This is a genomic window from Arthrobacter sp. NPDC056493, from assembly GCF_042795115.1.
Taxonomy (GTDB): Bacteria; Actinomycetota; Actinomycetes; order Actinomycetales; family Micrococcaceae; genus Arthrobacter.
The window spans coordinates 42,131-68,498 of sequence record NZ_JBHTSL010000017.1 but is presented as its reverse complement, the minus strand read 5'-3'; the positions used below and the strand labels follow the sequence as shown (position 1 = coordinate 68,498).

Sequence of the window (26,368 nt, the reverse complement as noted above, 5' to 3'; positions counted from 1 at the left end):
CGACGCTGATAGCCCGGCTTTGCCTTACAGGAGCCCGCCTGGAATCAGGCGGCACTGCCCATGAACTGTTAGTTGAGAGGTCCACCATTGTTTCGAAATATTTCGATAAAACTTGCGGTGTGAGATAAAACATAACGAGGAGTCGTCGATGCGTCAAGGGTCAACCAGCGCATCCGAATGGCGGCAGGCCGTTGACGAACCAGTAAGAAGCCTGCAGACTGAGGTCTCGAAATCTTTCGAAAAGGGAAAATGATGGCCAGGACCGAATCTCAAGGCAAGCTGACGTTGGCGGCCGTTGCGCGGGAGGCGGGCGTTTCCACGCCCACCGTCTCCAAGGTGATCAACGGCAGGGACGACGTCGCTGCGGACACTCGTGCCAAAGTGCTGACCGCGCTCGCGCGGACCGGGTACAAGTCGCCGCTGCAGAACCGCCGGAACGTCTCGGGCCGGCAAATGGTCGAGGTGGTCATCGATAACCTGGAATCCGGCTATGCCGTAGAAGTGCTCAACGGCGTGGTGGAGTCCGCAGCCGCCTCGGACATTGAGGTGCTGCTGAATGTCACAGGCAAGCAGGGCGCCTCGACCCTGACCCCGGAGCAGCGTGCCCAGCGGATCGTCGACGAGGGCCGGTGCGGCATGATCGTCGTGACTTCAGCCTTCGGGGACGCCCAGCTGGATGCCTTTCACCGGCGGAAAATCCCCGTGGTGGTCATCGATCCCCTGAATCCGCCGCCCGGGGACGTGGTCAGTGTCGGTGCGAGCAACTGGGCAGGCGGCAAGGCGGCCACCTCACACCTGCTGGAGCTGGGGCATCGCCGGATCGCTTTTCTCGGCGGGCCCGATGCGGCCGAATGCAACCAGGCGAGGCTGCACGGCTTTATGGCGGCCATGAGGTCGGCGGGGGTGGGTGTCGAGGACGACTATGTCCTGTCGGGCCAGTTCCGGTCGGAACACGGCGCGAAAGGCATGAAACACCTGCTTGGGCTCGACCAGCCCCCTACGGCCATCTTTGCCGGCAGCGACAGCATTGCCCTGGGTGTGCTCGCCGAAGCGCGCCGGCAGGGAATCCGGGTGCCTGAGGACATGAGCCTGGTGGGCTTCGACGGCACGTACCAGGCCGAGGAGTCGGTGCCGCCGCTGACGTCGGTTTCCCAGCCGCTGCAGGAGATGGGCGCCACCGCCCTGCGGTTCGTCCTGCGCCAGATGCGCGGGGAGCTGCTGGACTCGCGAAGGGTGGAGCTTGCCACCCAGCTGGTGGTCAGGGAGTCCACCGCGCCGCCCCGGCAGGACAGCGACCGGGAGCACAGCGTCATGCAGCACAGCGCCCGGAAGGGATTGGTCTCGTAAGAACGGCCCGGTAAAGCCGGGATTGTCCCGCGACAGCTTCCGCCCGGCTGCCTCCTGCGGGTTATTCTGTGACCAGTGCCCTTCAAGCAGCCGGAGGCTTTACTTCATGCTGCTCCGGGGGAAGAGACTGATGAGTCGTGTAGCGGAACGGGACGTCCAGCCGGAGCTTCAGCCTGGCGGCGGCACTGGCTCTGAACCGGCCGGTAAGGCTGATTCGGCCGGTAAGGCTGATCTGGCCGACAGGGTGGATGCATTCTTTGGCCGCCTTGGCGAGCGCGGCCGCGTCGTTGTCCGGCAGCTGCCCCTTTCGGTGACCGTTGTGCTGGTAATTGCCGCCGCCAGGGTCTTTCACCCCGAAACCCTGGCAGATCCGCGCTTCCAGCTCGCCTTGCTGGCCCATACCTCCCTTTTCGTGCTGAGCGTGGCCGTGCCCTGGGGCAGGCTGCCGAGGGGCGCCTACGCCGTGATTCCGGCGCTGGACTGCGTGGCCATCGGCTTCACGCGGGAGGCCGGCGGCCCCAACTTCAACGTTTTGAGTCTCCTGCTGGTTTTTCCCGTCATCTGGCTGTCCGTAGACCGCAACCGGGCCGGCGTCGTCCTCGCCGTGGCTGCCACCGTCCTCAGCACTCTGGTGCCGGCAGCGGCCCTCGGCACCCCGCCCACGCAGGGGTCGATGATCCGGACGATTTTCCTGCCCCTGGTCATGGCCGCGATTGCGGTCACGGCCCACGTGGTGGCGGGCACGCTCTACCGCCAGCGCCAGATCCTGGTCAGAAAGGACGAAGCCCTGGCGGAGACGGCCGCCGAGAGCATCCGCCGGCAGCGGCTGCTGGATGCTGTGCTCTCCACAGTCAATGTGGCTGTGTGGGTCGTGGACCAGGACGGAAAGGACGTGCTGACCAACAAGGCGCTGGAGACGGACGCGGCACTGTCCCGCCTTTCAGCCAACCAGCCGCGGCTGTTCCACGCCGACCGCACCACCCCGGTGCCGCCGGAACGCTTCCCGACGGCGCGTGCCGCCGGCGGCGAGAAGTTCACCGACGAGCTGTACTGGGCGGGCGAGGGCGAGGAGATGCGCGCGTACTCCGTCACGGCCCGCACCATGAGTTCCACCAATGGAAGCCATGCAGGTGCCGTGATCACCTTCGCTGAAGTCACGGCACTGATCTGTGCACTGTCGGCCAAGGACAACTTCGTGGCCACAGTCTCCCACGAGCTCCGGACCCCGCTGACGTCCATCCTCGGCTACCTCGAGCTCGTCCTCGACGAGCCCGGCCACGAGGACATCGGGGAGGAACTGCGGATCGTGCAGCGCAACGCCCACCACCTGCTGGGCCTCGTGAACGGTCTGATTGCCGTTGCCTCGGAGCGGATCGAACTGACCCTGCAGGACGCTGACGTGGCCACCCTGCTGGCCGGCGTCGTGGCCTCGTTTCACGCCCAGGCCGCCGTCAATGGTGTGGAACTCGTCCTCGACGTGGAGGAGCCCCTGACCGCCCGCGTCGATCCTGTGCGGATCCGCCAGGTGTTCGGCAACCTGGTGTCCAACGCAATCAAGTTTTCGCCGGACGGGGGAAGGGTCATTGCCCGTGCCCACCGGGCGAACAGCCACGTTGTCTGCTCCATTGCTGACACCGGCATGGGCATGGACGGGCAGGAACAGGAGCAGGCGTTCACCAAGTTCTTCCGGTCCGCCCGCTCCCGCGACACTGCCATCCCCGGCGCCGGCTTGGGGCTGCCAATCAGCAAGACCATCGTGGAGGGCCACGGCGGTTCCATCAGCCTGCGGAGTGCGCCGGGCAAGGGGACCACGGTGACGGTGAGCCTCCCCGTCTCCTGAGGCGGTGTCTCCTGCCGCGGACAGCATCCGGCCCGGCCCACGTAAACTGGCAGCATGCGGTTGGTAGCGAGTGACATAGACGGAACGATCCTTGGGCACGACGGAAGAATCAGTGACCGCACCGTCCGTGCCTTCCACGCCTGCCGGAGTGCCGGCGTCGAACTCGTCTTTGTCACCGGCCGCCCGCCGCGCTGGCTGCACCCGCTCGAGGAACAACTGGGCCACACGGGTACGGTGATCTGTTCGAACGGTGCCGTGGTGTGGGATCTGGAGGCGGACAAGGTTGTCTCGGCGCAGACCATGGCCATCGACGACATTTTCGAAATCCGGCGGATCATCAAGAACGTGCGCCCCACCGCCCTCTTCGCCGCCGAAACGCTCACCGGCTTCCACCTCGAGCCCGGCTTCATCGAAAACGGCTCGAGCGAGCTGCTTTCCGAATTCACCCCTGCTCCGCTGGCCTCGACGCTCACCGCGGAAGACGCCGTCGTCAAGTTCCTGGCGATTGTCCGCGAAGGCACGGCCGACGAGTTCCTCGCGGAGGTGGGCCCCGCCGTCGGGAACCTCGCATCGGTGACGCACTCGGCGCCCACCGTCGCCATGCTGGAGCTCGCTGTGCCGGGGATCAACAAGGCCGCCACGCTGGCTGACTACGCTGCCTCGCTGGGGATCGATGCCGCGGACGTCGTGGCGTTCGGCGATATGCCCAACGACATCGAGATGCTCCGCTGGGCTGGCCACGGCTACGCCATGGCCAGCGGGCATCCGGAGGCGATCCGGGCCGCCGGCCAGCAGGCGCCGCACTTTGACGACGACGGCGTGGCCCAGATTCTCGAGGAAAAGCTCGCCGCTCTGGGCCTCCAGCTGCCGTAAGCCGGCCGTCGTCTGCCTGCCACCGAACTCCCGGCTGGTGGTCAACTTGCGTTCATGTGCGCCCCATAGGGTGTGGCCTGTTGGGTGAGTGACCGATAGGGGACATCGTGGCCAGGAAAAAGACCAAAAATGCCGCCGAGGCTCCGCTGCGTCCCGTGGAGCCGTCCGCGCACTGGTCGGCGCTGCGCGAGGGTGACCGGGTCAGCGTCCGGCTGGCGCCGGGATTTGAAACCGGCGGCCGCGTATCGGCCGTCACGCCGGACCGCACCGTGGTGTGGGTGGATCTCGACGGCGGCCGCGGCCGCACGCTGCTGCACTGCAGCGACGGCGTGGAGATCCTGCCGGCCTGAGGGTGCTCCGTTAAGCTTCGGGGATGACGGGAACGCTGCCTTACTTCTCCGGACCTGTACCCGGATCCGGAAACCCCGTGGCCATGGCACACCGCGGATTTTCGCTGGCGGGCCTGGAGAACACCCTGGCGGCGTTCCGCGCCGCCGTCGAGCTTGGTTTTTCCCACCTGGAGACGGACGTCCACACCACGTCCGACGGCGAACTGCTCCTTTTCCACGACCGCACCCTGGGCCGGGTCACCGACGGCCATGGCAGGATCCATGACCTCACCGCGGACGAGGTGCGGCGGGTGCGGATCGGCGGGACGGAGCCCGTGCCCACGTTCGACGAACTTGTGGCCGCGTTTCCGGATGCGCGGTTCAATCTTGACGTCAAGGACTGGCACTCCATCCCCAGCGTCGTGGCCGCGATCGAGCGCCATCAGGTCCACGACCGCGTGCTGATCGCCAGTTTCTCCGACCGCCGGCGCCGCGCGGTTGTGAAGCAGCTCAGCCGCAGGACCGCAGCCTCTGCGGGCACCTTGGCGAACGCCCTCTTCCTGGTGCTGGGACCGCTGCTGTCCGTTCCCGCGCTGGGGTCTCCGGTGAGGGCCGTCCTGCGCCGGGCCCTGCGCGACGTCGATGCCCTGCAGGTGCCGGTCCGGTACCGGGCCATTCCCGTCGTCACGCCGGGATTTGTGCGCCGGGCGCATCAGCTCGGGCTGTATGTGCACGTCTGGACCATCAACAACCCCGCCGAGATGCACCGGCTGCTCGATCTCGGCGTGGACGGGATCGTCTCCGACCGTGCCGACCTGCTGAAGGATGTCCTGCAGGCGCGCGGACAGTGGGGTTAGCTAAGTGAACTAACCGCGTCCCAGGCCGGTGCCCGGGTCCTGGTCCCCTTCGGAAGGATCGGCCCGCAGTTCCTCCGGATCCGGATCGGGGAGTCCCGCCGGGCCGGGGACGCCGTGCGTGGGCGCCCCGGCTGACTCGTCGGCCGCGTTGGAGCCTTCGCTGATGGAGGAGTGGACCTGGATGTCGTCGTCCTCGGCTCCGGGCTCAGGAACATGGGCGTCATCAGTAGGATCGGACGTCTGCGCCAGGTCCTCCATCGCGTTTTCCGCTGCCTTGCCCATGCTGTCGCCGATTCCCATCAGTTTGCTCCTTCGATACGTTCCGGCGTGGCCGGACTGTGCGGCATCTGACTGTTCCAGAATTATCAGCATGCTTACAATTAGTCCAGTGTTGCCGGACCCCGGCAGCATGAGTCCGTTACAGAAGTCCGTCGCCACACCGGCGGCCTGAATCAAGGAGGACCGCAGGACCATGAGCAGCTACCACCCCGAGTATGACCCGGCCAATCCGGACCGGGACGCCGACAACAACCGGGACGCCGCGGACAGTAATGACGACGGCGGGGACTCGGCCGCCACGCCCAACCCCGACCCCTTGAACGGCAACGTCACGGGGCTCGAACCCGGCGGAGGCGTGCCGCCCGGGGAGACGCCGCCCGCAGAAGACCAGATGAGCGGCGACCAGGGGCACGACGAATAAGCGACTATCAGAAGGAGCGTGCGATGGCTGACCGGCTGGTTGCCGACGTAATGGTGGAGCGCCTCAAAGCCTGGGGCGTCAACAGGGTCTTCGGCTACAGCGGGGACGGCATCAACGGCTTCATGGGCGCCCTGCGTCGCAGCACTGGGGAGGTCGATGGTTCCGGCGTCGAATTCGTCCAGGCCCGGCATGAGGAAACGGCAGCGTTCATGGCCGTCGGGCATGCCAAGTACACCGGCCAGGTGGGCGTGGTGACATCCACCCAGGGGCCGGGCGCGGTGCACCTCCTCAACGGGCTCTACGACGCCAAGCTGGACGGCGCGCCGGTGGTGGCCATCATCGGCCAGCAGAGCCGCAGCGTGCTCGGGTCGGCCTACATGCAGGAAATCGACCTGCTCACCCTCTTCAAGGATGTGGCGGCGCAGTTTGCGCAGATGGTCAGCACCCCGGAGCAGCTTCCCATGGTGCTGGACCGCGCCTTCCGCACGGCCCTCGAAACCCGCACCCCGTGCGTTGTGATTGTGCCGCACGATATCCAGAAGGCCCCGGCGCCCGAGCTCGGCCAGGAACACGGCATCATCGTCACCGCGCCCGAATGGCAGCCCGCCAGGGTGCTGCCCCGCGATGACGACCTGGCCCGGGCCGCCGAGGTGCTGGCAGCCGGCAGCAAGGTGGCCTTCCTGTTGGGCCAGGGTGCCAAGAATGCCCAGGCTGAGGTGATCGCCCTGGCGGAACAGCTGGACGCCGGCATCACCACCAGCCTCCTGGGAAAGCCGTACATGGATGAAACGCTGCCGTTCGCGGCCGGCACCATGGGGCACCTCGGTTCCACGGCCAGCGCCCATCTGATGGGGAACTGCGACACCCTCCTGATCATCGGCTCCAACGACCCCTGGACCGAGTTCTATCCGAAACCAGGTGCTGCCCGGGCAGTCCAGGTGGATATCGACGGCCGGAAGGTTGGCAACCGCTATCCAGTCGAGGTGGGCCTCGTGGGCGATGCCGCCGAAACCCTTGCGAGGCTGGCCGGGCTGCTGAACGGCGCCGACGGCCAGCCAGGCGGCCAGCCAGACGGGCAAGCAAACGCGGAGGCCCGCAAGCAGTGGCGCGCGGACGTGGAGGAGCAGGTCCGCAGCTGGCGTTCCCTCGCCGAGGAGCGCTCCCGCGTTCCGGCCAAGCCCGTCAACCCCGAGCTCGTGGTCCGCGAGCTCAGCGGCCGGCTGCCGAGCAACGCCCAGGTTAGTGTCGACGTCGGGAGCTGCGTTTACTGGTACGCCCGCCAGCTGACCCTTCCGGCGGGAGTGCCGGCGCACCTTTCCGGGACACTCGCCAGCATGGGCTGCTCGGTTCCTTACGGGATCGCGGCCAAACTGGCCCGGCCGGACAGGCCGGTGGTAGCCCTGGCCGGCGACGGTGCCATGCAGATGGCCGGCATAGCCGAGCTGGTCACCGTGGCACACCGCTGGCGGCAGTGGTCCGACCCGCGCTTCGTGGTGTGCGTCTTCAACAACCGCGAGCTGGCCGAGGTCACGTGGGAGCAGCGGGAAACCGAGTCCGAGCCGAGGTTCCCGGACAGTCAGGAAATCCCGGACTTCCCCTACGCCGGATACGCGGAGCTGCTGGGGCTGACGGGCATCCGCGTTGAATCACCGGAGCAGCTTGCCGGAGCGTGGGACCGGGCGCTCGCGGCGGAGCGCCCGGTGGTAATCGAGGTCCTGACCGACCCGGATGTGCCCCTTCTGCCGCCGTTTCCGGCCGGGGCGGAAAAGCTGGACGACATGCGGTCAGCCCTCGCCGAAGAAGGCGGATCCGGGGAGGGCGCGGCGGCATTGCTGGACGCCTATGCAGGTCAGGAGGAGTCCCGCAGCTGACCGCATGACGGAATGGGCAAGCGCATTCCCGTATGGGAATGGCAGGATAGGGGCATGCGTATCCTCATCGCCCCTGACAAGTTCAAGGGATCCCTCACCGCCGTCGAAGCCGCCGCCGCCATCGCCGAGGGCGCGCTCCGCGTCTACCCGGACGCCGTGACCACCCAGTTCCCGGTGGCCGACGGCGGCGAAGGGACCCTGGAAGCCGCCGTCGCCGCCGGCTACGAGGAGCGGATCAACGCCGTCGTTGGTCCCATCCTGGCCCCGATCGGCGCTGCCTGGGCGCTTCGGAAGGACGGGTCCGGCGCCACCACCGCAGTCATCGAGACTGCACAGGCTTCCGGCCTGGCCCACATGGAGCCGACGCCGGAGAATTCCCTGCGGGCGCACAGCTACGGCTGCGGGCAGCTCATCGCCGCTGCCCTCGACGCCGGCGCCACCGAAATCGTGCTGGGCGTCGGCGGCTCTGCCATGACCGACGGGGGCAGCGGCGCCCTGCGCGCGCTGGGCCTCAAGCCGCTCGACGCCGCCGGGAACGTGGTGCCGCTGGGCGGCGGCTCACTGGCCGACGCGGTTTCCCTGGACGTCACTGGGCTGGATCCGCGGCTCTCCGCCGTTCAGTTCCGGATCGCCGTCGACGTCCAAAGCCCGCTGTACGGACCCGCTGGCGCCGCGCACGTCTTCGGCCGCCAGAAGGGCGCCGACGACGATGCGATGGAGAAGCTCGACGCCGGCCTGCGCAACTGGGCATCCCTCCTCCGGGAGGCGACGGGCCGGGACGTCAACGTCCCGGGCGCCGGCGCCGCCGGCGGCTTCCCGGCGTCGTTCCTCGCCTTCACCCAGGCCACGCTGGAAGGCGGCTTCGCGCTGGTCGCCGGACTGACGGGGCTGGCCGAGAAGCTTGCCGACGCCGACCTGGTGATCACCGGCGAGGGCTCCATGGACTCGCAGTCGCTCACCGGCAAGGCGCCGATCGCGCTCGCCGAGGCCGCCCGGGAGCGCGGCATCCCCGTGGTCGCGGTGGCGGGGCGGATCCTGGTCACACCGGAGGAGCTGGCCGAACACGGCGTGGTGGCTGCGGCGCAGCTGCTGGACGTCGCACCCAGCCCGCAGGAGGCAATCTCCGACGCCGGCAAATACCTCGCGTGGGCCACACGCCAGGTGCTGGAAGGGGCCTGAGCGCCCGCTCAGACTCCTTCCTTCTTGGCCTGCCGGTGCAGGTGCATGGGAACGTACACCAGGAGGATGGCCAGTACCGCGAACAGAATGCCACCGGCGATCAAGCCCACCCTGCGCCCGGCCGTTACGTCGAACACCAGCGCGGCTGTTCCCACGCTGAGGGCGGCCACCCCGCCGAGGGCGATCTTGGTGATGTTGTCGGCGCTGGCCACGAGGGTTGCCTTGAGCCGCTTCCGGAACAGCCGGCGGTGGACGCTCACCGGCAGGAGGATGAACGCAGTGGTCAGCGCGGCAAGGGCCACATTCACGAGGTAGAGCGTGATTTGGAAGTCATCGAGGGTCTCAAAGCGCTGCTGGAACGGCAGTGTAAGCAGGAAGCCGGCAAGGATCTGGACGCCCGTCTGCAGGACCCGCAGCTCCTGGATCAGTTCCATCCAGTTCCGGTCCAGCTGCTCTTCGCGGGTCTCGTTCCGGCCGCTGCCGGCCGGGGCGTCCGGATCGGTCATGAAGCCTCCTCTGTCTGGCCTGCAGCGTGCGCACTTGCCTCAAACCTAGGCTCAAGTCTGCCCTAATTCAACAAATGCTAAGTTTACTGACTAGCTTTGCCTCAGGTGGTGGACTTGCTCCTCAAACCTGCGTTAGGTTCGAACAACCGGCAGCCCGAATTCCCCACCAAGCAGGAGGAACAGATGAGCCAGGACAACCAGCACGCAGCCCCTGAAGAGGAAGTGGGAGGCTACGGCACCCCCACCGTGGAACAGGAAGCCGGCGGTCAGCAGTTCGCCCAGCCGCGGGAAGAGGAAGACTTCGACGCGGCGGGCCTGAACCAGAACAGCCCGGAGGGAGAGACCTTCCAGACCGGCACGCCGAACCTCAGCCACTTCGCCGAGGGGGACCAGGACAGCTCGGGCGAGCCCGGGGCAGGACGCTTCGGCGGAACGGACGAGCAGCTGCACGCCGAGAGTGAGAGCACCGTGGCGGGCTTTGATCCGGTCCCCGGCGAGTCGCCGGTGCCGCGTGATCCGGACGCCTCACCCGGCGCGGGCGCTGAGGACGGGGACACTGCCGTGCCCTCGGCGGATGCCGAAATCGACGAGGGCAACGCTGACGAATCGGGCGCCGGGCAGTTTTCCTCGGAGCCGGACCAGGAGGCTGCGGGCATTCCGGACGGCAGCGGAAACGACCTGCCGAAGGAAAAGTCACCCAACGACGACGACGAAACGTTCGACGCCGGATAAACCCGCCCCGTCTGCTGCATTTTTGCACCACTTTGAAACCGGCGAGGCCGCGGCACCCCCCCTCGAAACAGGGCGCCGCGGCCTTGCTGTTCGGGCCCAAGCCGCGAAAGTGGAGCAGAATTGCTAGCGCTTCTTGGGTTGCCTCTTTGCTGCGGCGTTGATGGCGGCCTTGGCGGCGGGCGGCAGGCCCTGCTGCTCCGTCTCCGGCTCGGCAGCAGTGCCCCGCGCCTTCGCGATGGCCCGCATGCCGTGGTAAATCACCAAGGCTGCGGCGGACCCGAGCGCGATGCCCGTGAACTTGAGATCCCCGACGGTCCACGTGTAGTCCGCGATGCCGATGATGAGGGAGACGGCGGCCGTGGTCAGATTGACCGGGTTCGAAAAGTTGACCTTGTTCTGGACCCAGATCTTCACGCCGAGGACGCCGATCATGCCATACAGCATGGTGGCTGCGCCGCCCAGCACACCGGGCGGGACGGTGGCCACCAGTTCGCCGAACTTCGGCGAGAAGCTCAGCAGGATGGCGAAGATGCCGGCCACCCAGTAGGCGGCCGTGGAATAGACCTTGGTGGCGGCCATGACGCCGATGTTTTCCGCATAGGTGGTGGTGCCGGAGCCGCCGCCAAAGCCGGCGAGCACCGTGGCGGCGCCGTCGGCCATCAGGGCGCGACCGGAGACGCCGTCGAGGTTCTGGCCGGTCATGGCGGACACGGACTTCACGTGGCCGATGTTCTCCGCGACGAGGACCAGGACCACAGGAACGAACAGGCCCACCACGCCGAGGTGGAACTCAGGGGTCTGGAACTGGGGGAGGCCCACCCAGGCGGCGGCATCCATCTTGGAGTAGTCCACCTCGCCCCGGAGCATGGCCACGAGATAGCCCACCACCACGCCCACCAGGATGCTGAGGCGGCCAAAAATCCCGCGGAACAGCACACTCACCGCGATGATGGTCACCAGCGTCACCAATGCGGTCACGGGGGCGGCGTCAAAGTTGTTCTTGGCTGCGGGGGCCAGGTTGAGCCCGATCAAGGCCACGATGGCGCCGGTGACAATCGGAGGCATCAGCCGGTTGATCCAGCCGGCGCCGAACTTCTGCACGATTGCACCGACGATGGCCAGGGCAGCGCCGGCCAGCACCACGCCGCCGAGCGCCCCGGGGATCCCGAACTGCTGCTGGGACGCCGTGATGGGCGCGATGAACGCAAAGCTCGAGCCAAGGTAGCTGGGAACGCGGCCCTGGGTGATCACGAGGAACAAAAGCGTGCCGATGCCGGAGAAGAAGAGGGTGGTGGCCGGCGGCATGCCGGTGATGATCGGCACCAGGAAGGTGGCTCCGAACATGGCCACAACGTGCTGCATCCCCACGCCGATGGTCAGCGGCCACGCGAGCCGTTCGCCGGGAGCCACCACCTCGCCCGGACGGACTGCCTTGCCGTTGCCGTGCAGCTTCCATTTGAATCCGAGCATGCTCATTGGCGGGGCCTTTCGGAGGGGAGTTTGCCCGCTCGCCGGGCTGGATCTTCAGGAGCAAGGATACCCCGCCGGACGCGGGCGCGAGAGGGCTTCCGGCCTGGGGCATGTGCAGCGCTGTTCAGCAAGGAAAGGACGCCGGTGTGTCAAACGTCACGCTGCCTATTTGGCTGTACGGGGAAGAGCGTGCCGCTAAATCCGGTTGGACCCAACGAAAGCAATCAGAACTGCCCGACGCCGCCCGCAGGGACGTCGGCCTAGTGAAAGGGGCGCGAATGACAATCGCCCATGAAGAAGCAGTGATCGATTCCGCCGCAGTGGATGCCATCTTCGCCGAAGCCCGCACCGCCAACGCGTTCACCGGCGAGGTCAGCGAGCAGCAGGCCCGCGCCATCTACGAGCTGACCAAGTTCGGCCCCACGGCCTTCAACTCCCAGCCGCTGCGCGTCACCTACGTACGCTCGGAGGAGGCCCGCGCCAAGCTGGTGCCCACGCTGTCCTCGGGCAACCGGGCCAAGACGGCCTCCGCACCCCTCGTGGCGATCCTCAGCTACGACACCGCCTGGCAGGAACAGTGGGACAGCTTCCTCCCCGGCTACAACGCCCCCAAGGCCATGTACGACGCTTCCCCGGACCTGGCCACCTCCACGGGCAACAACAACGCCCACCTGCAGGCCGGCTACTTCATCCTGGCCGTCCGCTCGCTCGGCTTCGCCGCCGGTCCGATGACCGGCGCGGATTTCGCCGCCATCGACGCCGGGTTCTTCCCGGCAGGCGACCAGAAGAGCTTCCTGGTGGTCAACATCGGCCAGCCCGGCCCCGAGGCCTGGGGTGCAGCGAAGCCCAAGTTCGCTTACGACGACGTGGTCCGCACGGTCTGATCGCCGCGCAAAAGCCTGGGGCTTATTGGGCTCCGGACGCGGAATGCCTCCGGCAATATGGGGGACATTCCGGAGGCATTCGGGACAGTATTTTTGCAGTTCAGAACTGCAAGGCATGCATCCGGGCCAATTCCAATAGTAGTCCTGTTTGGACCTGTTGAGCCGGTCCGTCCGGCCGCAGATGCGCCTGCACAGCAGCAAGAAAGCGCCGGATGGCTGATGCCATCCGGCGCTTTCCGGATCCGGGTTCAACCCAGCTGGGTCCTAGGAAATGACCCCGTCCACCAGCGCCTTGGCTTCGGCCTGGACCTGCTTGAGGTGGTCGGCGCCCTTGAAGGACTCGGCATAGATCTTGTAGACGTCCTCGGTGCCGGAGGGGCGGGCCGCGAACCATGCGTTCTCGGTGACCACCTTCAGGCCGCCGATGGAGGCGCCGTTGCCCGGCGCCTTGGTCAGCTTTGCCGTGATCGTCTCGCCGGCCAGTTCGGTGGCAGTGACATCCTCCGGTGACAGTTTGCCGAGTGCCGCCTTCTGGTCCCGGGTTGCGGCGGCGTCGATCCGTGCGTAGACCGGGGCGCCGAACTGGTCCGTGAGGCCCTTGTAGAGCTGGGACGGCGACTTGCCGGTCACAGCGGTGATCTCCGAGGCCAGAAGGGCCAGCAGGATGCCGTCCTTGTCCGTGGTCCAGACGCTGCCGTCGCGCTTGTTGAACGAGGCGCCGGCCGATTCCTCGCCGCCGAACGCGCCTTCGCCGGAGAGCAGGCCGGGGACGAACCACTTGAAGCCCACGGGCACCTCCACCAGCTTGCGGCCCAGCCCGCCCGCCACGCGGTCGATGATCGAGGAGGACACGAGGGTCTTGCCCACCACGGAGTTCGGGTTCCAGCCGCTGCGGTTGCGGTACAGGTAGTCGATGGCAACCGCGAGGTAGTGGTTGGGGTTCATCAGGCCGCCGTCAGGAGTAACGATGCCGTGCCTGTCGGCGTCGGCGTCATTTCCGGTGGCGACGTCGTAGGCGGCGGACCCGTCCGCACCAACAGACATCCGGTTGATGAGCGAGGCCATGGCCGACGGGGAGGAGCAGTCCATTCGGATCTTCTCGTCCCAGTCCAGGGTCATGAAGGCCCACTGCGGGTCCACCGTGGGGTTGACCACCGTGAGGTTCAGCTGGTGGCGTTCCCCGATTTCACCCCAGTAGTCCACGGACGCGCCGCCCATGGGGTCGGCCCCGATCCGCACACCGGCGTTGCGGATGGCGTCCAGGTCCAGGACGGAGGGCAGGTCGTCCACATAGCTGCTGAGGAAGTCGAACTTTCCGGTGGTTTCGGCCTCGAGGGCCTGGGCCAGCGGAATCCGCTTCACGCCGCGGAGCCCGTTCTCCAGCAGTTCGTTGGCCCGGTTGGCGATCCAGCCCGTCGCATCGGTGTCGGCCGGGCCGCCGTGCGGGGGGTTGTACTTGAAGCCGCCGTCGGCCGGCGGGTTGTGGCTGGGGGTGACAACAATGCCGTCGGCCTGCGGGGCCCCGGCAGGGGCGTTGCGGTTGTAGGTGAGGATGGCGTGGCTCAGTGCCGGGGTGGGCGTGTAGCCGTGCCGCGCGTCGATGAGGACGTTTACGCCATTTGCGGCCAGCACCTCGAGGGCGGAGTTCTGCGCCGGTTCGCTCAGTCCGTGGGTGTCCTTGGCCAGGAACAGCGGGCCGGTGATGCCCTGTCCGGCGCGGTACTCCACGATCGCCTGCGTGATCGCCACGATATGCCCTTCATTGAAGGACGCTTTCAGGCTTGATCCGCGGTGCCCGGAGGTTCCGAAGGCCACGCGCTGGCCGGGGTCCCCCAGGTCAGGCTTGACGTCGTAGTACGCGTCGAGCAGTGCGGTCAGGTCAACAAGGTCTTGGGGTTGGGCAACTGTGCCCGCTCGGCTAGCCATGGCACCAGCATGCCAGACGACGGCGAACGGCAACACGAAGTGTCCGGAATCCGGCCCCTGTGACGCGGAATGTCACCAATTCTTCCGGACTACTTGCATTTATCCGCGATAAAAAACTGAGTAGTGCTGAAAAGTACTTATATACCCGCCCCTGAAGGGGCTGTTACGTTCAAACGGCAGGAACGGCTGGTGCCATGTACGACGCCGGGTGTCCGGACCAGCGGAAACGTCCCGGAAGCCTGTGGCTGAATTTCAGCCGTGCCATCCGCTGGCAGGTAATTCGGCCCGTTTGGGCCGGCAATTTGTCCGGCCTTTCGGGCCGGGACATTTACAGCCGGGATTTGGTTCGTTGAATCGGGCCGGTCATTTGGAAGACGAGCGAGCAATGCAGAGGTGAACAATGGGGGCTGGAGATGCAGCATTCGAACGGACGAGGCTCGCCTCCGAACGGATCGCGCGGCTGAAGCGTGACCTCGCCCCCACCGGCCCCGTTGGTACGGGTCCTGCCGGTGCCGGCCTTGTAGGTGCGGAGCAAAGCCATCTCGTGGCCGAAAGGCTTGCCCAGCTGGGGCCGTACGGCTGGTTCCTCCTGCACGACGTCCATTGGCCCGGCCGCCCGCTGGCCCGGCTGGAGCATGTCCTGGTGGGACCCGGTGGTGTGGTGGTGGTCAGTGCCAAGAACTGGTCCGGGGATGTCGACGTCGTGGATGGCGCGCTCCGGCAGAACGGCCATGACCGGTTCCCGGCGGTGGAGACGGCGCTGGCGCAGGCCGCCGCCGTGGCCGCGGTCCTGCCGGCGCCGTGGCGGAGGCTGGTCCGGTCCCTGATCTGCCTGACGGCACAGCCGGACATGCAGGGCACCACCGGTTCGGGCATCGAGGTGCGGGGGATCGACTGCGTTGCTTCCGCCGTGACCGACCTGCCGGACGTGCTGGATGCACCTTCGGTCCTCAGGCTCTACGCGCAGCTGGGGCAGCTCCTTACCCGTCCGCAGGCGCCGGAGGCCGGCACTGTCCGGAACCCCGCGTACCGCCCGGCCGGGGGCCGCTCGGCCACACCCCGCCCGGCCACACCCCGCCCGGGCCGCGGGCGTCCTGTTCCACCGCACTACCTGTCCGGCGGGGAGCGGCGGCCGGGGACCGTGCTGCGGGTGGTGGGAAGGTCGCTCGTCGCGGGCCTCGTTTCCGCGGCACTGCTGGCGCCGCCCCTGTGGCTTTTGTGGGAGCTGCTCCCCAAGTGACCGGGCTTTCTCAAACGATCAGGCTTCCCAAGTCCTCAGGCCTCCCGAGCCATTGCGGTGGCGCCGGCGGTAATGTTCTGTTGAGGACCAAATGAGGGGAATTCCATGACAGAGCAGCGTCCCGGGTCCGGCGACGAGCAGGCACCGGACACCCACCAGCAATCGCCGTATAGCACCCAGGGCCCGGACATCCCGGCCCCGCCACTGTACGATCCGCCGCTGTATGCCCCGCCCGGCCAGCAGTACGGCGGCCAGCAGTATGGCGGCGGCCAGTATGGCGACGCCGGCCAGCAGCACAGCCAGCCGGCCAGCCCCTATGGCCAGCAGTACGGCTACCAGTACGGCCAGCAATACTCCAGCCCGTACGGCCAGCCGTCGTATTACGGCGCGGCACCCCAGCCCAAGGGCCTGAGCATCGCCAGCATGTGCTGCGGCATCGCCGTCTACCTGGGCTTCGGGGTCTTCATCCTGCCGCAGCTGGCCGCCGTGATCCTGGGCCATCTGGCGCTGCGCCGTGAACCGTCAGGCCGCGGCTTCGCCATTGCCGGCCTGGTGATGGGGTATCTCGGCCTGGTCCTGACCGTCCTCGCGATCGTGGGGCTCACCATCCTGGCCAGCGTCGCCAGCACGTCCAGCACCATCTGACCGGCTGGTACCCCCAACTCAGAACCCCAGCTGGGCTGCCACCTGCAGGAGCAGCGCCTCCGAGCCGGGCCGGCCAATCAGCTGGATGCCCATCGGAAGCCCAGCTCCCGGGCGGCCCCCGGTCCAGTGCACGGGGATGCTGACGGCCGGCAGGCCGCACACGTTGACCATGGACGACCACGGTGCGAATTCGCACTGCCTGCGGTAGTCGCCGTCGGCGTCGCCCGCCCATTCCGGTGACGGCCACCGGCCGTCACCGTGGCCCGACCCGGAGAACCAGCCCACCGGACGCGGTGTCTGGGCCAGCGCCGGCGTCAGGATCAAGTCCCAGGCTGAGTACTGCGCCAGCGTGTCGCGCTCGAATTGCCGCAGGAACGCCAGGCATTCGTTGAGTTTGGCGGCGCTCCGCTGCTGCGCTCGCCGCCGGAAGGTCCGCGTCAGCGGCGTCAGCAGCGCCTCGCGGTGCGGTGCGATCCGGGCCGCACCCACCCCGGCCGTCCAGGCAGTGGTGAACGCGTCGGGGTAACGGTTGTCGTACCGGATCTCAGCCTCGACGACGTCGTGCCCGGCACCTGTCAGCAGCCGGATGCCGGCGTTCAGCGCATCCAGTGCCTCCGGATCGGGGGTGAACGGGAAGATCCCGCCCCACGGGCTGTCCAGGCTGACGCCGATCCGCAGCGGAGCAGGAGCCCGGCTTACGGCATTCAGGTAGCCCACTCCGTCTGCGCTTCCCGCGCTGTCCGTGGCCGCGTCGGCGGGGGCCATGACATCCAGCAGCAGCGCGGCGTCGGCCGCGGAACGCGCCAGCGGCCCGGCCACCACCAGGCCGGCGGGATCCCCGCTGCTTTCACCTGCCGGGATCACGCCCCGGCCGGGTTTCAGGCCCAGCAGCCCGCATGCCGCCGCCGGAATCCGGATCGACCCGCCGCCGTCGGTTCCGGGCGCAAACGGCACCAGCCCAGCCGCCACGGCAGCGGCACTTCCGCCGGAGGAACCGCCCGAGCTCCGGCTCAGGGCGTAGGGATTGCGCGACGGCGGTGCGATGCGGTTTTCGCTGTAGGCCGTGAGCCCGAATTCGGGTACCTGGGTCTTACCGAGCGAAATGGCGCCTGCACCCCTGAGCGCCGCCGCGAGGGCGCCGTCGGCCGGTGCCGGACGCCGGTCCAGCGCTGCGCTGCCGTGGGTGGTGATTACGCCGGCAACATCGGTGAGATCCTTGAACGCCACCGGCATCCCATGCAACGGCGGGAGCGGCTGGTCCGGGCGGCGCCGGGCGAACAGGGCGTCTGCTGCGGCGGCCTCGGCCATCGCCCGTGGTCCGGTGACGGTGATGAAGGCGCCGAGCCTCGGGTTCGATTCCTCGATCCGCGCCAGGTAATGCTCCGTGACCTCGCGCGCGGAGAGTTCTCCGGAATGAAGCGCTGCCCTGAGCTGGACGGCCGGCATGCGGTGGATGTCTGCCAGGCGGGATGGGGCGGACACTGTGCTCCTTTGCTGTGCTCCCTTTTGAGCGGCTCGCGGGCTTCGGACCAGCGTAACCTGTGCTGGCCGGCGGGTGCGGGGGCAGTGCTGGCGATACGCTGGAGCTGAGAGCTTGAGGCCAAGGAGAGGACTCCCATGAGCGACTTCGATACCGTCACCGTGAAGGACGTCCCCGCGGACGCCACCATTCTGGACGTGCGGGAGGACTACGAATGGGTAGCCGGGCACGCTGAAGGCGCCCTGCACATCCCGATGGACCAGCTGCCCGGACGCCTGGACGACCTCGACCCGGACGAGGACCTGTATGTGATCTGCCGGACCGGCGGGCGCTCCTTCCGCGCAGCGCACTGGCTGGTGGGCCAGGGCTACTCGGCCGTGAACGTGGCCGGCGGCATGGACCAGTGGCTGGAATCCGGCAAGCCGCTGGTATCCGACAACGGCCTCAAGCCCGTGGTTCTGTAGGCCGCTCCGCCGGCCGCATTCGCTCGGCCCGGCCCGCCGTCGTCCTTCCCGTCCCATCCCCGCAAAGGAATATCCATGCCCGCCGCCCGCCGCACTTACACCTTCCTCGGCCCCGAGGGCACGTTTACGGAGGCGGCGCTTCTGCAGGTTCCTGATGCTGCCGAAGCCGTGCGCATCCCCTCCTCCAACGTCAACGCGGCGCTGGACAGGGTGCGGGACGGGTCGGTGGACGCTGCGATGGTGCCTATCGAGAACTCGGTGGAGGGCGGCGTCACGGCCACCCTGGACGCGATTGCCACGGGACAGGAACTGCGGATCATCCGCGAAGCCCTGGTGCCCATCAGCTTCGTGCTGGTGGCGCGGCCCGGCGTCGGGCTTTCCCAGATCCGCCGGATCTCTACGCACGGGCACGCCTGGGCGCAGTGCCGGCTGTGGGTGGACCAACATATTCCCGGTGCAGAATACATTCCCGGTTCGTCCACGGCCGCTGCTGCAATGGGCCTGCTGGAGGACGACGCGCACTACGACGCCGCAATCTGCGCGCCGATAGTCGCCGCGGAGCAACCCGGGCTGAACGTGCTGGCCGAGAACATCGGTGACAATCCCGGCGCCGTGACGCGGTTCATTCTCGTCAGCCGTCCGGGCGTCCTGCCGGCCAGGACCGGCGCGGACAAGACGACAGTGGTGGTGCCCCTTCCTGAGGACCGGCCGGGCGCCCTGATGGAAATCCTGGACCAGTTCGCCACCCGCGGCGTGAACCTGAGCCGCATCGAATCCCGGCCCACCGGGCAGTACCTGGGGCACTACTTCTTCAGCATCGACGCCGACGGCCACGTTGGCGACGCGCGGGTGGCCGACGCCCTCGCCGGCCTGCACCGCATCAGTCCTGCCACGCGGTTCCTTGGCTCCTACGGCCGTGCCGATGCGCAGGCCCCCGTGGTACGGGAGCACACGACTGACGAGGCATTCCAGGCGGCGCATGCATGGGTCAAAGGGATACTCGCCAGCGACTCCCTGGGCTCGGAGACGCCGGCGGAAGCTTCGCCGTCAGCGTAGATAAATGCCCTGCGGGGCACTTCCCTGCCCCTGTTGCTGTGCGTATGCTTGCATGATCAACAAAGGGATGGCCCCAACGAAAGGAGTGGGTCATGTCGGACAAGAATGACAATGACGGCCAGGGAATGATCGTCAATCCCAAGCCCACAGCCGAGAACCAGGACTGGGACGGGGACGAGGCCGACCGTGCGGACCGCCTGCGCTTCGAAGAGGAGCAGGCCATGATCCGCGAACAGTCCGAGGCCCGGGCAGCCGCCAAGGCCGCTGCCGAGTCCGCCAAGCACGCCCAGTCAGCCTAGCCAAACTGCCCTGACGTTCTACGGGACGCGCGCGGTTTCTTCCCTGACGCGCACCAGCAGCGACCTCGGCTCCACCTGAACTGTCACCTTCGTGGCGTCGCCGGACGTGTCGCCGTCGAGCTGGGTGGGCATCGGTTCGGGGCACTTGATCACCACCTTGCCGGAGCGGTACACGCTCATGACGGGCAGGTGCCGCTTGTGCTTGAACAGGATCTTGGCATACATCGCCAGCCAGCCCACGGCGCTGCGGGGGCTCATGACCACCACGTCCAGCATCCCGTCGTCGATCATGGCCTGCGGGATAAAGTCGATGCCGCCCGGAACCAGCCCGCAGTTGGCAAAGAGGATACTGCGGATCTTCCGCGACTGGTCAGGCTGGTCATCCAGTGAGATGGCCACCTTCTTCCGGCGCCCGGGAAGGTGACGGACGCCGGCCTCCGTGTAGGCCAGCCATCCGACGGCGCGCTTGAGGTCAGCGTTCGTGTCACCCACCACCTCGGCGTCCATGCCGATGCCGGCGATAACGAGGAACGAGTGGCTTGAGGAGTGCCCGGTGAGCGAGTTCTCGATCTTCATCCGGGCTGTGTCGATGAACCGCTGGTGGCCGAAGAGCGCGGTCTGGATGTTGCCGTACAGGTCGTAGACGTCCAGGTCCACGTTGCGGGCCAGCAGATTGCCGGTGCCCAGCGGGACCAGGCCCATCGCCACCCCGGTGTGCGCCAGGGCCTCGGCCGCCACGCGCACCGTACCGTCGCCGCCGCCCACCAGGACGACGTCGGCTCCGTACTCCAGCGCCGCCCGGACCTGGGAATGTCCCGGGTCCTCCGGCGTCGTTTCAAAGAACCGCGGCTCCTCCCAGCCGGCGGCCAGGCAGGCACGCTGGATGGTGGCACGGGCTTCATCGGCCTTGGCCTTGACGGGGTTGAGGATGACGGCGACGCGCTGGCGTTCCAGGCCGTGTTCGTGGGCCTCTTCGCGCACGGCGCTGCGGATGTGCAGGGCCTTCAGCCTGCGCACGCCCCACCAGCTGGAGACGGCGAAAGCCAGGGCTGCAGCGATCAGGACGTAAAGAAGCAGGTCGCTCATGGTGCTCCAACACTATCCCGCCCGGAGTGTCCCGCAGATTCGATACCCTTGTCTGGTGATCGACGTAAAAGACCTCAGCGAAAATCCGGACAAGTTCCGTGCCAGCCAGCGCGCCCGCGGTGCGGACGAAACCCTGGTGGACGCGATCATCGACGCCGACGCTGCCCGCCGTGCGGCGCTGATCGGCTTTGAAAACCTCCGCGCCGAACAGAACGTGTTCGGCAAGAAGGTGGCCCAGGCCAAGGGCGAGGAAAAGCAGGCGCTGCTCGCCGAGGTCCGCGAACTGGCGGGTGCGGTGAAGGCCGCCTCGGCGGAGGCCGACGCCGCCCAGGCAAAGCAGGAAGAACTGCTGCGCACCATCCCCAACCTCATTGAAGATGGCGTGCCGGCAGGCGGCGAGGACGACTATGTCGTGCTCAAGACCGTGGGCGCGCCGCGTGAATTCCCCGGCTTCGAACCGCGGGACCACCTCGAAATCGGCGAGCTGATCGGCGCGATCGACATGGAGCGTGGGGCCAAGGTCTCCGGTGCGCGCTTCTATTTCCTCCGCGGCGTGGGTGCCCGGCTGGAAATGGCCCTGCTGCAGATGGCTATGGAGCAGGCCATCGAGGCCGGCTTCATCCCCATGATCACCCCCACGCTGGTCCGTCCGGAGACCATGCAGGGCACCGGGTTTGATGTAAAGCACGACGCCGAAATCTACCGACTCGCCGAGGACGACCTTTACCTTGTGGGCACCTCGGAGGTGCCGCTTGCCGGGTACCACGCGGACGAGATCCTGGACCTCTCCGCCGGCCCCATCCGTTTTGCCGGCCAGAGCTCCTGCTACCGCCGCGAGGCCGGCTCGCACGGCAAGGACACCCGCGGGATTATCCGGGTCCACCAGTTCAACAAGGTGGAAATGTTCATCTACACCACGGTGGAAGAGGCCGCGGCCGAACATGAGCGCCTGCTGGCCTGGGAAGAGCAGATGCTGGCCAAGTGCGAGCTTCCGTACCGCGTGATCGACACCGCCGCGGGCGACCTCGGCATGTCCGCGGCCCGCAAGTTCGACTGCGAAGCCTGGGTCCCCACGCAGGGTGCTTACCGCGAGCTGACCTCGACGTCCAACTGCACCACCTTCCAGGCCCGCCGCCTGAACATCCGTGAGCGTGTGTTCACCGAGGACGGCAGCCCCAAGGGCACCCGTGCTGTGGCCACGCTCAACGGCACGCTGGCAACCACGCGCTGGATCGTGGCCCTGCTGGAGCACCACCAGAACGCTGACGGCTCGGTCAACGTGCCCGCGGCCCTGCAGAAGTACCTCGGCGGGCTCCAGGTTCTTCCCGTTCTCTAAGCGGATTCTGCACAGCGGGTAAATACTCACACCGGGGACAACCTGTGAGTATTTACCCGCTGTTCACGCCCTGCTGTGCTCTGCGTCCTAGTGGGTGTCAGGGGCGTCTGCTCTACTAGGAAGCATGACTACACTGACTGAATCCTCAGCCGCCGGCATCGAAGACCGGCGAGACGCACAACAGAAGCTCATGATCGCCCTGGACGTGGACGGCACCCTCGTGGACCACGACGGCCACATGTCCGCTCCGGTCCGCGACGCCGCACAGGCCGTGGTGGCAGCCGGGCACGAGGTCCTGATCGCCACCGGACGTTCGCTCAACGCCACGCTCCCCATCATCGAACAGATCGGCCTGGACCGCGGCTACGCGGTCTGCTGCAACGGCGGCGTGACACTTCGCCTCGACCCGGGCCTGCCCAACGGCTACGACATCATCCACAAGGCCACCTTCGATCCCGGTCCCGCGCTCCGCGCCCTCCGTAAGCGCCTGCCGGCAGCCAAATACGCGCTGGAGGACGAGGACGGCAACTTCCTCTCCACCGAGCGCTTCCAGGACGCGAGCTTCGGCGTCGAGGCCATCGGTGTGGATTTCCAGACCATGCTCGAGGCCACGGCCGTCCGTGTTGTCGTCTTCAGCGCGGAGAACACGCCCGAGGAGTTCAACGAGGCCATCGGGCACATCGGCCTTGCCGGGGTGACCTATTCGGTCGGCTGGACCGCATGGCTGGACATCGCCGCGGCCGGCGTCACCAAGGCCAGCGCCCTGGAGAACCTCCGCGGCCTCCTCGGTGTTGATCCCGCCGCCACGGTTGCCATCGGCGACGGCCGCAACGACATCGAGATGCTCGGCTGGGCGGGCCGCGGCGTGGCCATGGGACAGGCTCCGGAGGAAGTGGTGGCCGCCGCGGACGAGGTCACCAAGTCGGTATACGACGACGGCGCCGCCCACGTGCTCCGCGGCCTCCTGTAGCGGGCGCCCCAGTTTAAGAGGCGCCCTAACGCACGTCGAGAATCAGCGCGAGCAGCCTGGCCGCCGCCGGCCGGGCTGCGTGCTCCTCGTTCCACTGCGACCTCGCCACAGCCTTGCTGACGGCCTGCGAGGTGATGCCGAGCTCGGCGGCAACGGTTTTCTGCTGGCCTCGCACCCCGGGGGTCATCAGGTCAAGCACGCGCCACTCGGCCTCGCTCCTGTCCCTGACGATGTAGCCCAGCAGGCGGAGCACTGACTCGGACTCGGCAGCCACGTCCGCCAGGGGACCCTCCACGGCCACAGGGATGCGCTCTTTGCTGTTGCGGAGGCGGTCCACGGCACGGCGGGCGTAGATGAGGCCGTGCCCGCTGGCGTCCTTGATCTGGTTGGGCAGCGGCTCGTTCACCGGGCCTACGCCGATCCCCACGTACCAGCTTCCGCAGCGGAGCGCGATCAGGGCCGCATCCACCGCCTGGTGCGGGCAATCCACGATGCCCTGCACCTCGTCCTCGACGGAGCGGTCAAAGTCCAGTCGCGCCGGGATATGTCGTAGGTCCTTGAGGAGATGCGGGACCCGGTCGCCGTCGCGCCGGCTGTCTGTTTGATTGATAGTCAGCGTGAACATGGTGGACATCAGACTACCCGGTGCCCACGTCGAGGCAAGCTGGGAGCCTACGGCACGTTACGGATCTCACTCCTGGCACGACACCCGGGCTGGGGCGGAGCCCGAACGGACACTTCAGCCCCACCAGCAAGCCCGAACTGGCAGCTGATGACCTCAAATCCCGGATTTGAGGGCATCAGCTGCCAGTTCGCGCTGTGTGTCCAGCGGCAGGTCAGCGGCGCTGGCCGGCCAGCTCGCCGTCGTCGTCCTTTACACCGTCAGCGTCACGCAACCCCGGGTCACCAACAGCCGGGTCACCAAGGACGGCCCCGCGCAGGGCGGCTTCGAGAAGCTCCGCCTCCTCGCCGCCCACGGCCTCGCCGCGGGCCACCATGCCTGCGGTGTCCGAGAGCGGGATCTGCTTCAGGGTGATGGCCAGAAGCAGTGCGACGGCGATGAACGGGACGAGGTACCAGAACACCGGTGCCAAGGAATCAGCGTAGGCGTTGACGATCGCGTCGCGGAGCTGCTCCGGAAGCTGGCCGAGTGTCTGCGGATCCAGCGTCCTGGTGGACTGGGATGCCTGGCCGGCCGATGCCCCGGCGCCCGTGAACGCGTTGGTCAGGGACTCCGCCAGCCGGTTGGTGAAGATGGAGCCGAACACCGCCACGCCCAGCGCAGCCCCCACTTCGCGGAAGTAATTGTTGGTGCTGGTGGCGGTGCCGATCTGGTCCGCCGGAACGGAATTCTGCACCACGAGGACGATGACCTGCATGATCAGGCCGAGGCCGGAACCGAAAAGGAACAGCTGGACGCAGATGACCCAGATGGGCGTCTCGGCCGACAGTGTGGTGAACCACAGCATCGCGGCGATGGTCAGGCTGGCGCCGAGGACCGGGAACATCTTGTACTTGCCGGTCTTGGAAATGCGGATACCGGAGTAGATCGATGTTCCCATCAGGCCGGCCATCATCGGGAGCATGAGGAGCCCGGACTCGGCGGCGGAGGTGCCCGACGACATCTGCAGGAAGGTGGGCACAAAGGCGATGGCGGCGAACATGCCCAGGCCCAGGGTGAAGCCGATGGCGGTGGAGTTCACGAAGATCCGGTTCCGGAACAGGCTCAGCGGGATGATGGGGTCCTCGGCGCGGCGCTCCACCATGACGAAGGCCGCGGCGGCCAGGATCAGGCCGGCCCCGAAGGCCCAGGTGACGGGCGAGTCCCAGCCTTCGTCCTTCTTGCCCCCGAAGTCCGTGAAGAAGATCAGGCAGGTGGTGGCGACGGAGAGGAACAGGACGCCGAGGATGTCGATCCGCTTTTCGGCCTTCTTGTTGGGAAGCGTCAGGGTGAACCAGGCGATGGTGAAGGCGGCGATGCCGACGGGGATGTTGATGTAGAAAGCCCACTCCCAGGTGAGGTGGTCAACGAAGAACCCGCCCAGCAGCGGTCCGGCCACGGCGGAGAGGCCGAAGATGGCGCCGAGCGGGCCCATGTACTTGCCGCGCTCCTTGGCGGGAACGATGTCCGCGATGATGGCCTGCGAGAGGATCATCAGTCCGCCGCCGCCCAGGCCCTGGATGGCACGGAAGATGACGAAACCCCAGAAGTCCGTGGCGAAGGCGCAGCCCACCGAGGCAAGTGTGAACAGTGCGATGGCCACGAGGAACAGGTTCCGGCGGCCCAGGATGTCGCCGAACTTGCCGTAGACCGGCATGACGATGGTGGTGGCGAGCAGGTACGCCGTGGTGATCCAGGCCTGGTGCTCGACGCCGCCGAGCTTGCCGACGATGGTGGGCATGGCCGTGGACACGATGGTCTGGTCGAGGCTGGAGAGCAGCATGCCGGCGATCAGCGCGGAGAAGATGATCCAGATGCGTTTCTGGGTCAGCAGCAGCGGTCCGGCTGCGGGTTTGGAACTGACGGCGGTGCTCATGGCTGTCCTTCTGCGGAGGGGGCTTCAGTGTGGGCGGGGGAAACGGGGCGGGAATACGGCTGGGAAAGCAGGAACCTGGCGGCTTCGAAGTTTTCGAGCAGCAGGTCACGGTACGTGCGGGCGTTGCCCTCGGAGAAGTAGGCGAGGCTGGTGTGCCGGGCGATGTTGCCCATCACCACCACGGCCATCCGCACCACAGGGTGGCTGGCCGGAAGGCCTTCCCGCTTGGCGAGGAGCTGGGCGAAATGGGCTTCCCGCTCCTCCGTGGCACCGATGATCTTGAGCATCAGCTGCGGTTCCTTCTTGATGACCCCGATCAGCTGGCGGGTTTCCTCCTCCGAGCTGCTCATCCGCTCGGACATGCTGAGCGACAGCTGGAGGAGCTCCTGGAGCAGGCTCGCCGAGATCTCGCCCTGCGGGGAACCCTGTCCGCCCCGGAGGAACTCGTCGAAAACGTCCTCGGGCAGCTCGTCGTCCACGTGCCCCAGGATGGCGTCTTCCTTGGTGGGGAAGTAGTTGAAGAAGGTCCGCCGGGAGATGCCTGCCTGTTCGCAGACGTCCTCCACTGTGTAGCCGCTAAGGCCGCGCTCGGAGGTCAGGGAACGGGCGACGGCGGTAATCGCCGCGCGTGTAGCGGCGCGCTTGCGCTCGCGCAGCCCGCCGCCAGTACTTGCACTTTCATTCACAAAGTAAAGTTTTGCACTCAGTCGTAATTAGTGCAACTTTAGGTGCTGAGTTTTT

Annotated in this window: 26 protein-coding genes; 17 read left to right on the top strand and 9 right to left on the bottom strand. The window is 67.3% G+C overall.

What is annotated here, in order from left to right; all coding sequences use genetic code 11:
* The first annotated feature begins 252 nt into the window (after positions 1 to 252).
* From ACFQ50_RS09745 to ACFQ50_RS09725, 5 genes are all read left to right on the top strand, one after another.
* Positions 253 to 1,347, top strand: coding sequence for a LacI family DNA-binding transcriptional regulator (locus tag ACFQ50_RS09745; protein WP_377995321.1), 1,095 nt, complete (start codon positions 253 to 255; stop codon positions 1,345 to 1,347).
* 130 nt (positions 1,348 to 1,477) lie between these two features.
* On the top strand, positions 1,478 to 3,187 hold the full coding sequence (locus tag ACFQ50_RS09740) for a sensor histidine kinase (protein ID WP_377995320.1): 1,710 nt from the start codon (positions 1,478 to 1,480) through the stop codon (positions 3,185 to 3,187).
* 54 nt (positions 3,188 to 3,241) lie between these two features.
* Positions 3,242 to 4,060, top strand: a complete 819-nt coding sequence (locus tag ACFQ50_RS09735) for an HAD family hydrolase (protein WP_377995319.1) — start codon at positions 3,242 to 3,244, stop codon at positions 4,058 to 4,060.
* Between the two features lie 107 nt (positions 4,061 to 4,167).
* A complete protein-coding gene (locus ACFQ50_RS09730) occupies positions 4,168 to 4,410 on the top strand; it encodes a hypothetical protein (protein WP_377995318.1) in 243 nt (80 codons plus the stop codon).
* Between the two features lie 23 nt (positions 4,411 to 4,433).
* The gene (locus tag ACFQ50_RS09725; RefSeq protein WP_377995317.1) at positions 4,434 to 5,246 is read left to right on the top strand and encodes a glycerophosphodiester phosphodiesterase; all 813 of its coding nucleotides are present in this window, start codon (positions 4,434 to 4,436) and stop codon (positions 5,244 to 5,246) included.
* Between the two features lie 9 nt (positions 5,247 to 5,255).
* Here the strand turns inward: ACFQ50_RS09725 and ACFQ50_RS09720 are convergent, their stop codons facing one another.
* A complete protein-coding gene (locus ACFQ50_RS09720; RefSeq protein ID WP_377995316.1) occupies positions 5,256 to 5,546 on the bottom strand; it encodes a hypothetical protein in 291 nt (96 codons plus the stop codon).
* Positions 5,547 to 5,718: 172 nt separating this feature from the next.
* On the opposite strand from ACFQ50_RS09720, the gene ACFQ50_RS09715 reads away from it, so the two are divergent.
* The 3 genes from ACFQ50_RS09715 to ACFQ50_RS09705 are packed head-to-tail and all read left to right on the top strand — an operon-like array spanning position 5,719 to position 8,996.
* The gene (locus ACFQ50_RS09715) at positions 5,719 to 5,946 is read left to right on the top strand and encodes a DUF6480 family protein (RefSeq protein WP_377995315.1); all 228 of its coding nucleotides are present in this window, start codon (positions 5,719 to 5,721) and stop codon (positions 5,944 to 5,946) included.
* A gap of 23 nt (positions 5,947 to 5,969) precedes the next feature.
* Entirely contained in the window at positions 5,970 to 7,817 is a 1,848-nt protein-coding gene (locus ACFQ50_RS09710; RefSeq protein WP_377995314.1) for a thiamine pyrophosphate-requiring protein, read from the top strand.
* A 54-nt stretch (positions 7,818 to 7,871) separates the two neighbouring features.
* A complete protein-coding gene (locus ACFQ50_RS09705; protein WP_377995313.1) occupies positions 7,872 to 8,996 on the top strand; it encodes a glycerate kinase in 1,125 nt (374 codons plus the stop codon).
* A gap of 8 nt (positions 8,997 to 9,004) precedes the next feature.
* Here the strand turns inward: ACFQ50_RS09705 and ACFQ50_RS09700 are convergent, their stop codons facing one another.
* Positions 9,005 to 9,502: a DUF6328 family protein gene (locus ACFQ50_RS09700; RefSeq protein WP_377995312.1), complete on the bottom strand. Its 498-nt coding sequence runs from the start codon at positions 9,500 to 9,502 to the stop codon at positions 9,005 to 9,007.
* Positions 9,503 to 9,685: 183 nt separating this feature from the next.
* Here ACFQ50_RS09700 and ACFQ50_RS09695 point away from each other — a divergent pair, with 183 nt between their 5' ends.
* Positions 9,686 to 10,234 (top strand): hypothetical protein, encoded by a 549-nt coding sequence (locus ACFQ50_RS09695; RefSeq protein WP_377995311.1) that lies wholly within the window; start codon positions 9,686 to 9,688, stop codon positions 10,232 to 10,234.
* Between the two features lie 123 nt (positions 10,235 to 10,357).
* Here the strand turns inward: ACFQ50_RS09695 and ACFQ50_RS09690 are convergent, their stop codons facing one another.
* A complete protein-coding gene (locus ACFQ50_RS09690) occupies positions 10,358 to 11,710 on the bottom strand; it encodes a uracil-xanthine permease family protein (protein WP_377995310.1) in 1,353 nt (450 codons plus the stop codon).
* A 272-nt stretch (positions 11,711 to 11,982) separates the two neighbouring features.
* On the opposite strand from ACFQ50_RS09690, the gene ACFQ50_RS09685 reads away from it, so the two are divergent.
* On the top strand, positions 11,983 to 12,588 hold the full coding sequence (locus ACFQ50_RS09685; protein WP_377995309.1) for a malonic semialdehyde reductase: 606 nt from the start codon (positions 11,983 to 11,985) through the stop codon (positions 12,586 to 12,588).
* A 264-nt stretch (positions 12,589 to 12,852) separates the two neighbouring features.
* On the opposite strand, the gene pgm is transcribed toward ACFQ50_RS09685, so the two are convergent.
* The gene (gene pgm, locus ACFQ50_RS09680; protein ID WP_377995308.1) at positions 12,853 to 14,514 is read right to left on the bottom strand and encodes a phosphoglucomutase (alpha-D-glucose-1,6-bisphosphate-dependent); all 1,662 of its coding nucleotides are present in this window, start codon (positions 14,512 to 14,514) and stop codon (positions 12,853 to 12,855) included.
* Positions 14,515 to 14,914: 400 nt separating this feature from the next.
* On the opposite strand from pgm, the gene ACFQ50_RS09675 reads away from it, so the two are divergent.
* Together ACFQ50_RS09675 and ACFQ50_RS09670 are read left to right on the top strand one after the other, a co-directional pair.
* Positions 14,915 to 15,754 carry an NERD domain-containing protein gene (locus ACFQ50_RS09675; RefSeq protein WP_377995307.1) on the top strand — a complete coding sequence of 280 codons (840 nt, stop codon included), beginning with the start codon at positions 14,915 to 14,917 and terminating at the stop codon, positions 15,752 to 15,754.
* A gap of 105 nt (positions 15,755 to 15,859) precedes the next feature.
* A complete protein-coding gene (locus ACFQ50_RS09670) occupies positions 15,860 to 16,399 on the top strand; it encodes a DUF4190 domain-containing protein (protein ID WP_377995306.1) in 540 nt (179 codons plus the stop codon).
* 18 nt (positions 16,400 to 16,417) lie between these two features.
* On the opposite strand, the gene ACFQ50_RS09665 is transcribed toward ACFQ50_RS09670, so the two are convergent.
* Positions 16,418 to 17,845 carry an amidase gene (locus ACFQ50_RS09665; protein ID WP_377995331.1) on the bottom strand — a complete coding sequence of 476 codons (1,428 nt, stop codon included), beginning with the start codon at positions 17,843 to 17,845 and terminating at the stop codon, positions 16,418 to 16,420.
* Positions 17,846 to 18,016: 171 nt separating this feature from the next.
* Between ACFQ50_RS09665 and ACFQ50_RS09660 the strand changes: the two genes are divergently transcribed.
* The 3 genes from ACFQ50_RS09660 (at position 18,017) to ACFQ50_RS09650 (ending at position 19,698) form a co-directional block, all read left to right on the top strand.
* Positions 18,017 to 18,343, top strand: a complete 327-nt coding sequence (locus ACFQ50_RS09660) for a rhodanese-like domain-containing protein (RefSeq protein WP_377995305.1) — start codon at positions 18,017 to 18,019, stop codon at positions 18,341 to 18,343.
* A gap of 75 nt (positions 18,344 to 18,418) precedes the next feature.
* A complete protein-coding gene (gene pheA, locus ACFQ50_RS09655) occupies positions 18,419 to 19,399 on the top strand; it encodes a prephenate dehydratase (RefSeq protein WP_377995304.1) in 981 nt (326 codons plus the stop codon).
* A gap of 92 nt (positions 19,400 to 19,491) precedes the next feature.
* Complete coding sequence (locus ACFQ50_RS09650; RefSeq protein ID WP_377995303.1) at positions 19,492 to 19,698, top strand: hypothetical protein; 207 nt, start codon at positions 19,492 to 19,494, stop codon at positions 19,696 to 19,698.
* Positions 19,699 to 19,716: 18 nt separating this feature from the next.
* On the opposite strand, the gene ACFQ50_RS09645 is transcribed toward ACFQ50_RS09650, so the two are convergent.
* Positions 19,717 to 20,784 (bottom strand): diacylglycerol/lipid kinase family protein, encoded by a 1,068-nt coding sequence (locus ACFQ50_RS09645; RefSeq protein WP_377995302.1) that lies wholly within the window; start codon positions 20,782 to 20,784, stop codon positions 19,717 to 19,719.
* Between the two features lie 55 nt (positions 20,785 to 20,839).
* Here ACFQ50_RS09645 and serS point away from each other — a divergent pair, with 55 nt between their 5' ends.
* The gene (gene serS, locus ACFQ50_RS09640) at positions 20,840 to 22,120 is read left to right on the top strand and encodes a serine--tRNA ligase (protein ID WP_377995301.1); all 1,281 of its coding nucleotides are present in this window, start codon (positions 20,840 to 20,842) and stop codon (positions 22,118 to 22,120) included.
* Positions 22,121 to 22,244: 124 nt separating this feature from the next.
* Positions 22,245 to 23,090 (top strand): HAD family hydrolase, encoded by an 846-nt coding sequence (locus ACFQ50_RS09635; protein WP_377995300.1) that lies wholly within the window; start codon positions 22,245 to 22,247, stop codon positions 23,088 to 23,090.
* Between the two features lie 25 nt (positions 23,091 to 23,115).
* Here ACFQ50_RS09635 and ACFQ50_RS09630 read toward each other — a convergent pair whose 3' ends face one another.
* The 3 genes from ACFQ50_RS09630 to ACFQ50_RS09620 form a co-directional block, all read right to left on the bottom strand.
* The gene (locus ACFQ50_RS09630; RefSeq protein WP_377995299.1) at positions 23,116 to 23,715 is read right to left on the bottom strand and encodes a hypothetical protein; all 600 of its coding nucleotides are present in this window, start codon (positions 23,713 to 23,715) and stop codon (positions 23,116 to 23,118) included.
* Positions 23,716 to 23,926: 211 nt separating this feature from the next.
* The gene (locus tag ACFQ50_RS09625) at positions 23,927 to 25,627 is read right to left on the bottom strand and encodes an MDR family MFS transporter (RefSeq protein ID WP_377995298.1); all 1,701 of its coding nucleotides are present in this window, start codon (positions 25,625 to 25,627) and stop codon (positions 23,927 to 23,929) included.
* Positions 25,624 to 26,313, bottom strand: a complete 690-nt coding sequence (locus tag ACFQ50_RS09620; protein WP_377995297.1) for a TetR family transcriptional regulator — start codon at positions 26,311 to 26,313, stop codon at positions 25,624 to 25,626. The genes ACFQ50_RS09625 and ACFQ50_RS09620 overlap by 4 nt, the downstream gene beginning before the upstream one ends.
* Between the last annotated feature and the right edge of the window lie 55 nt (positions 26,314 to 26,368).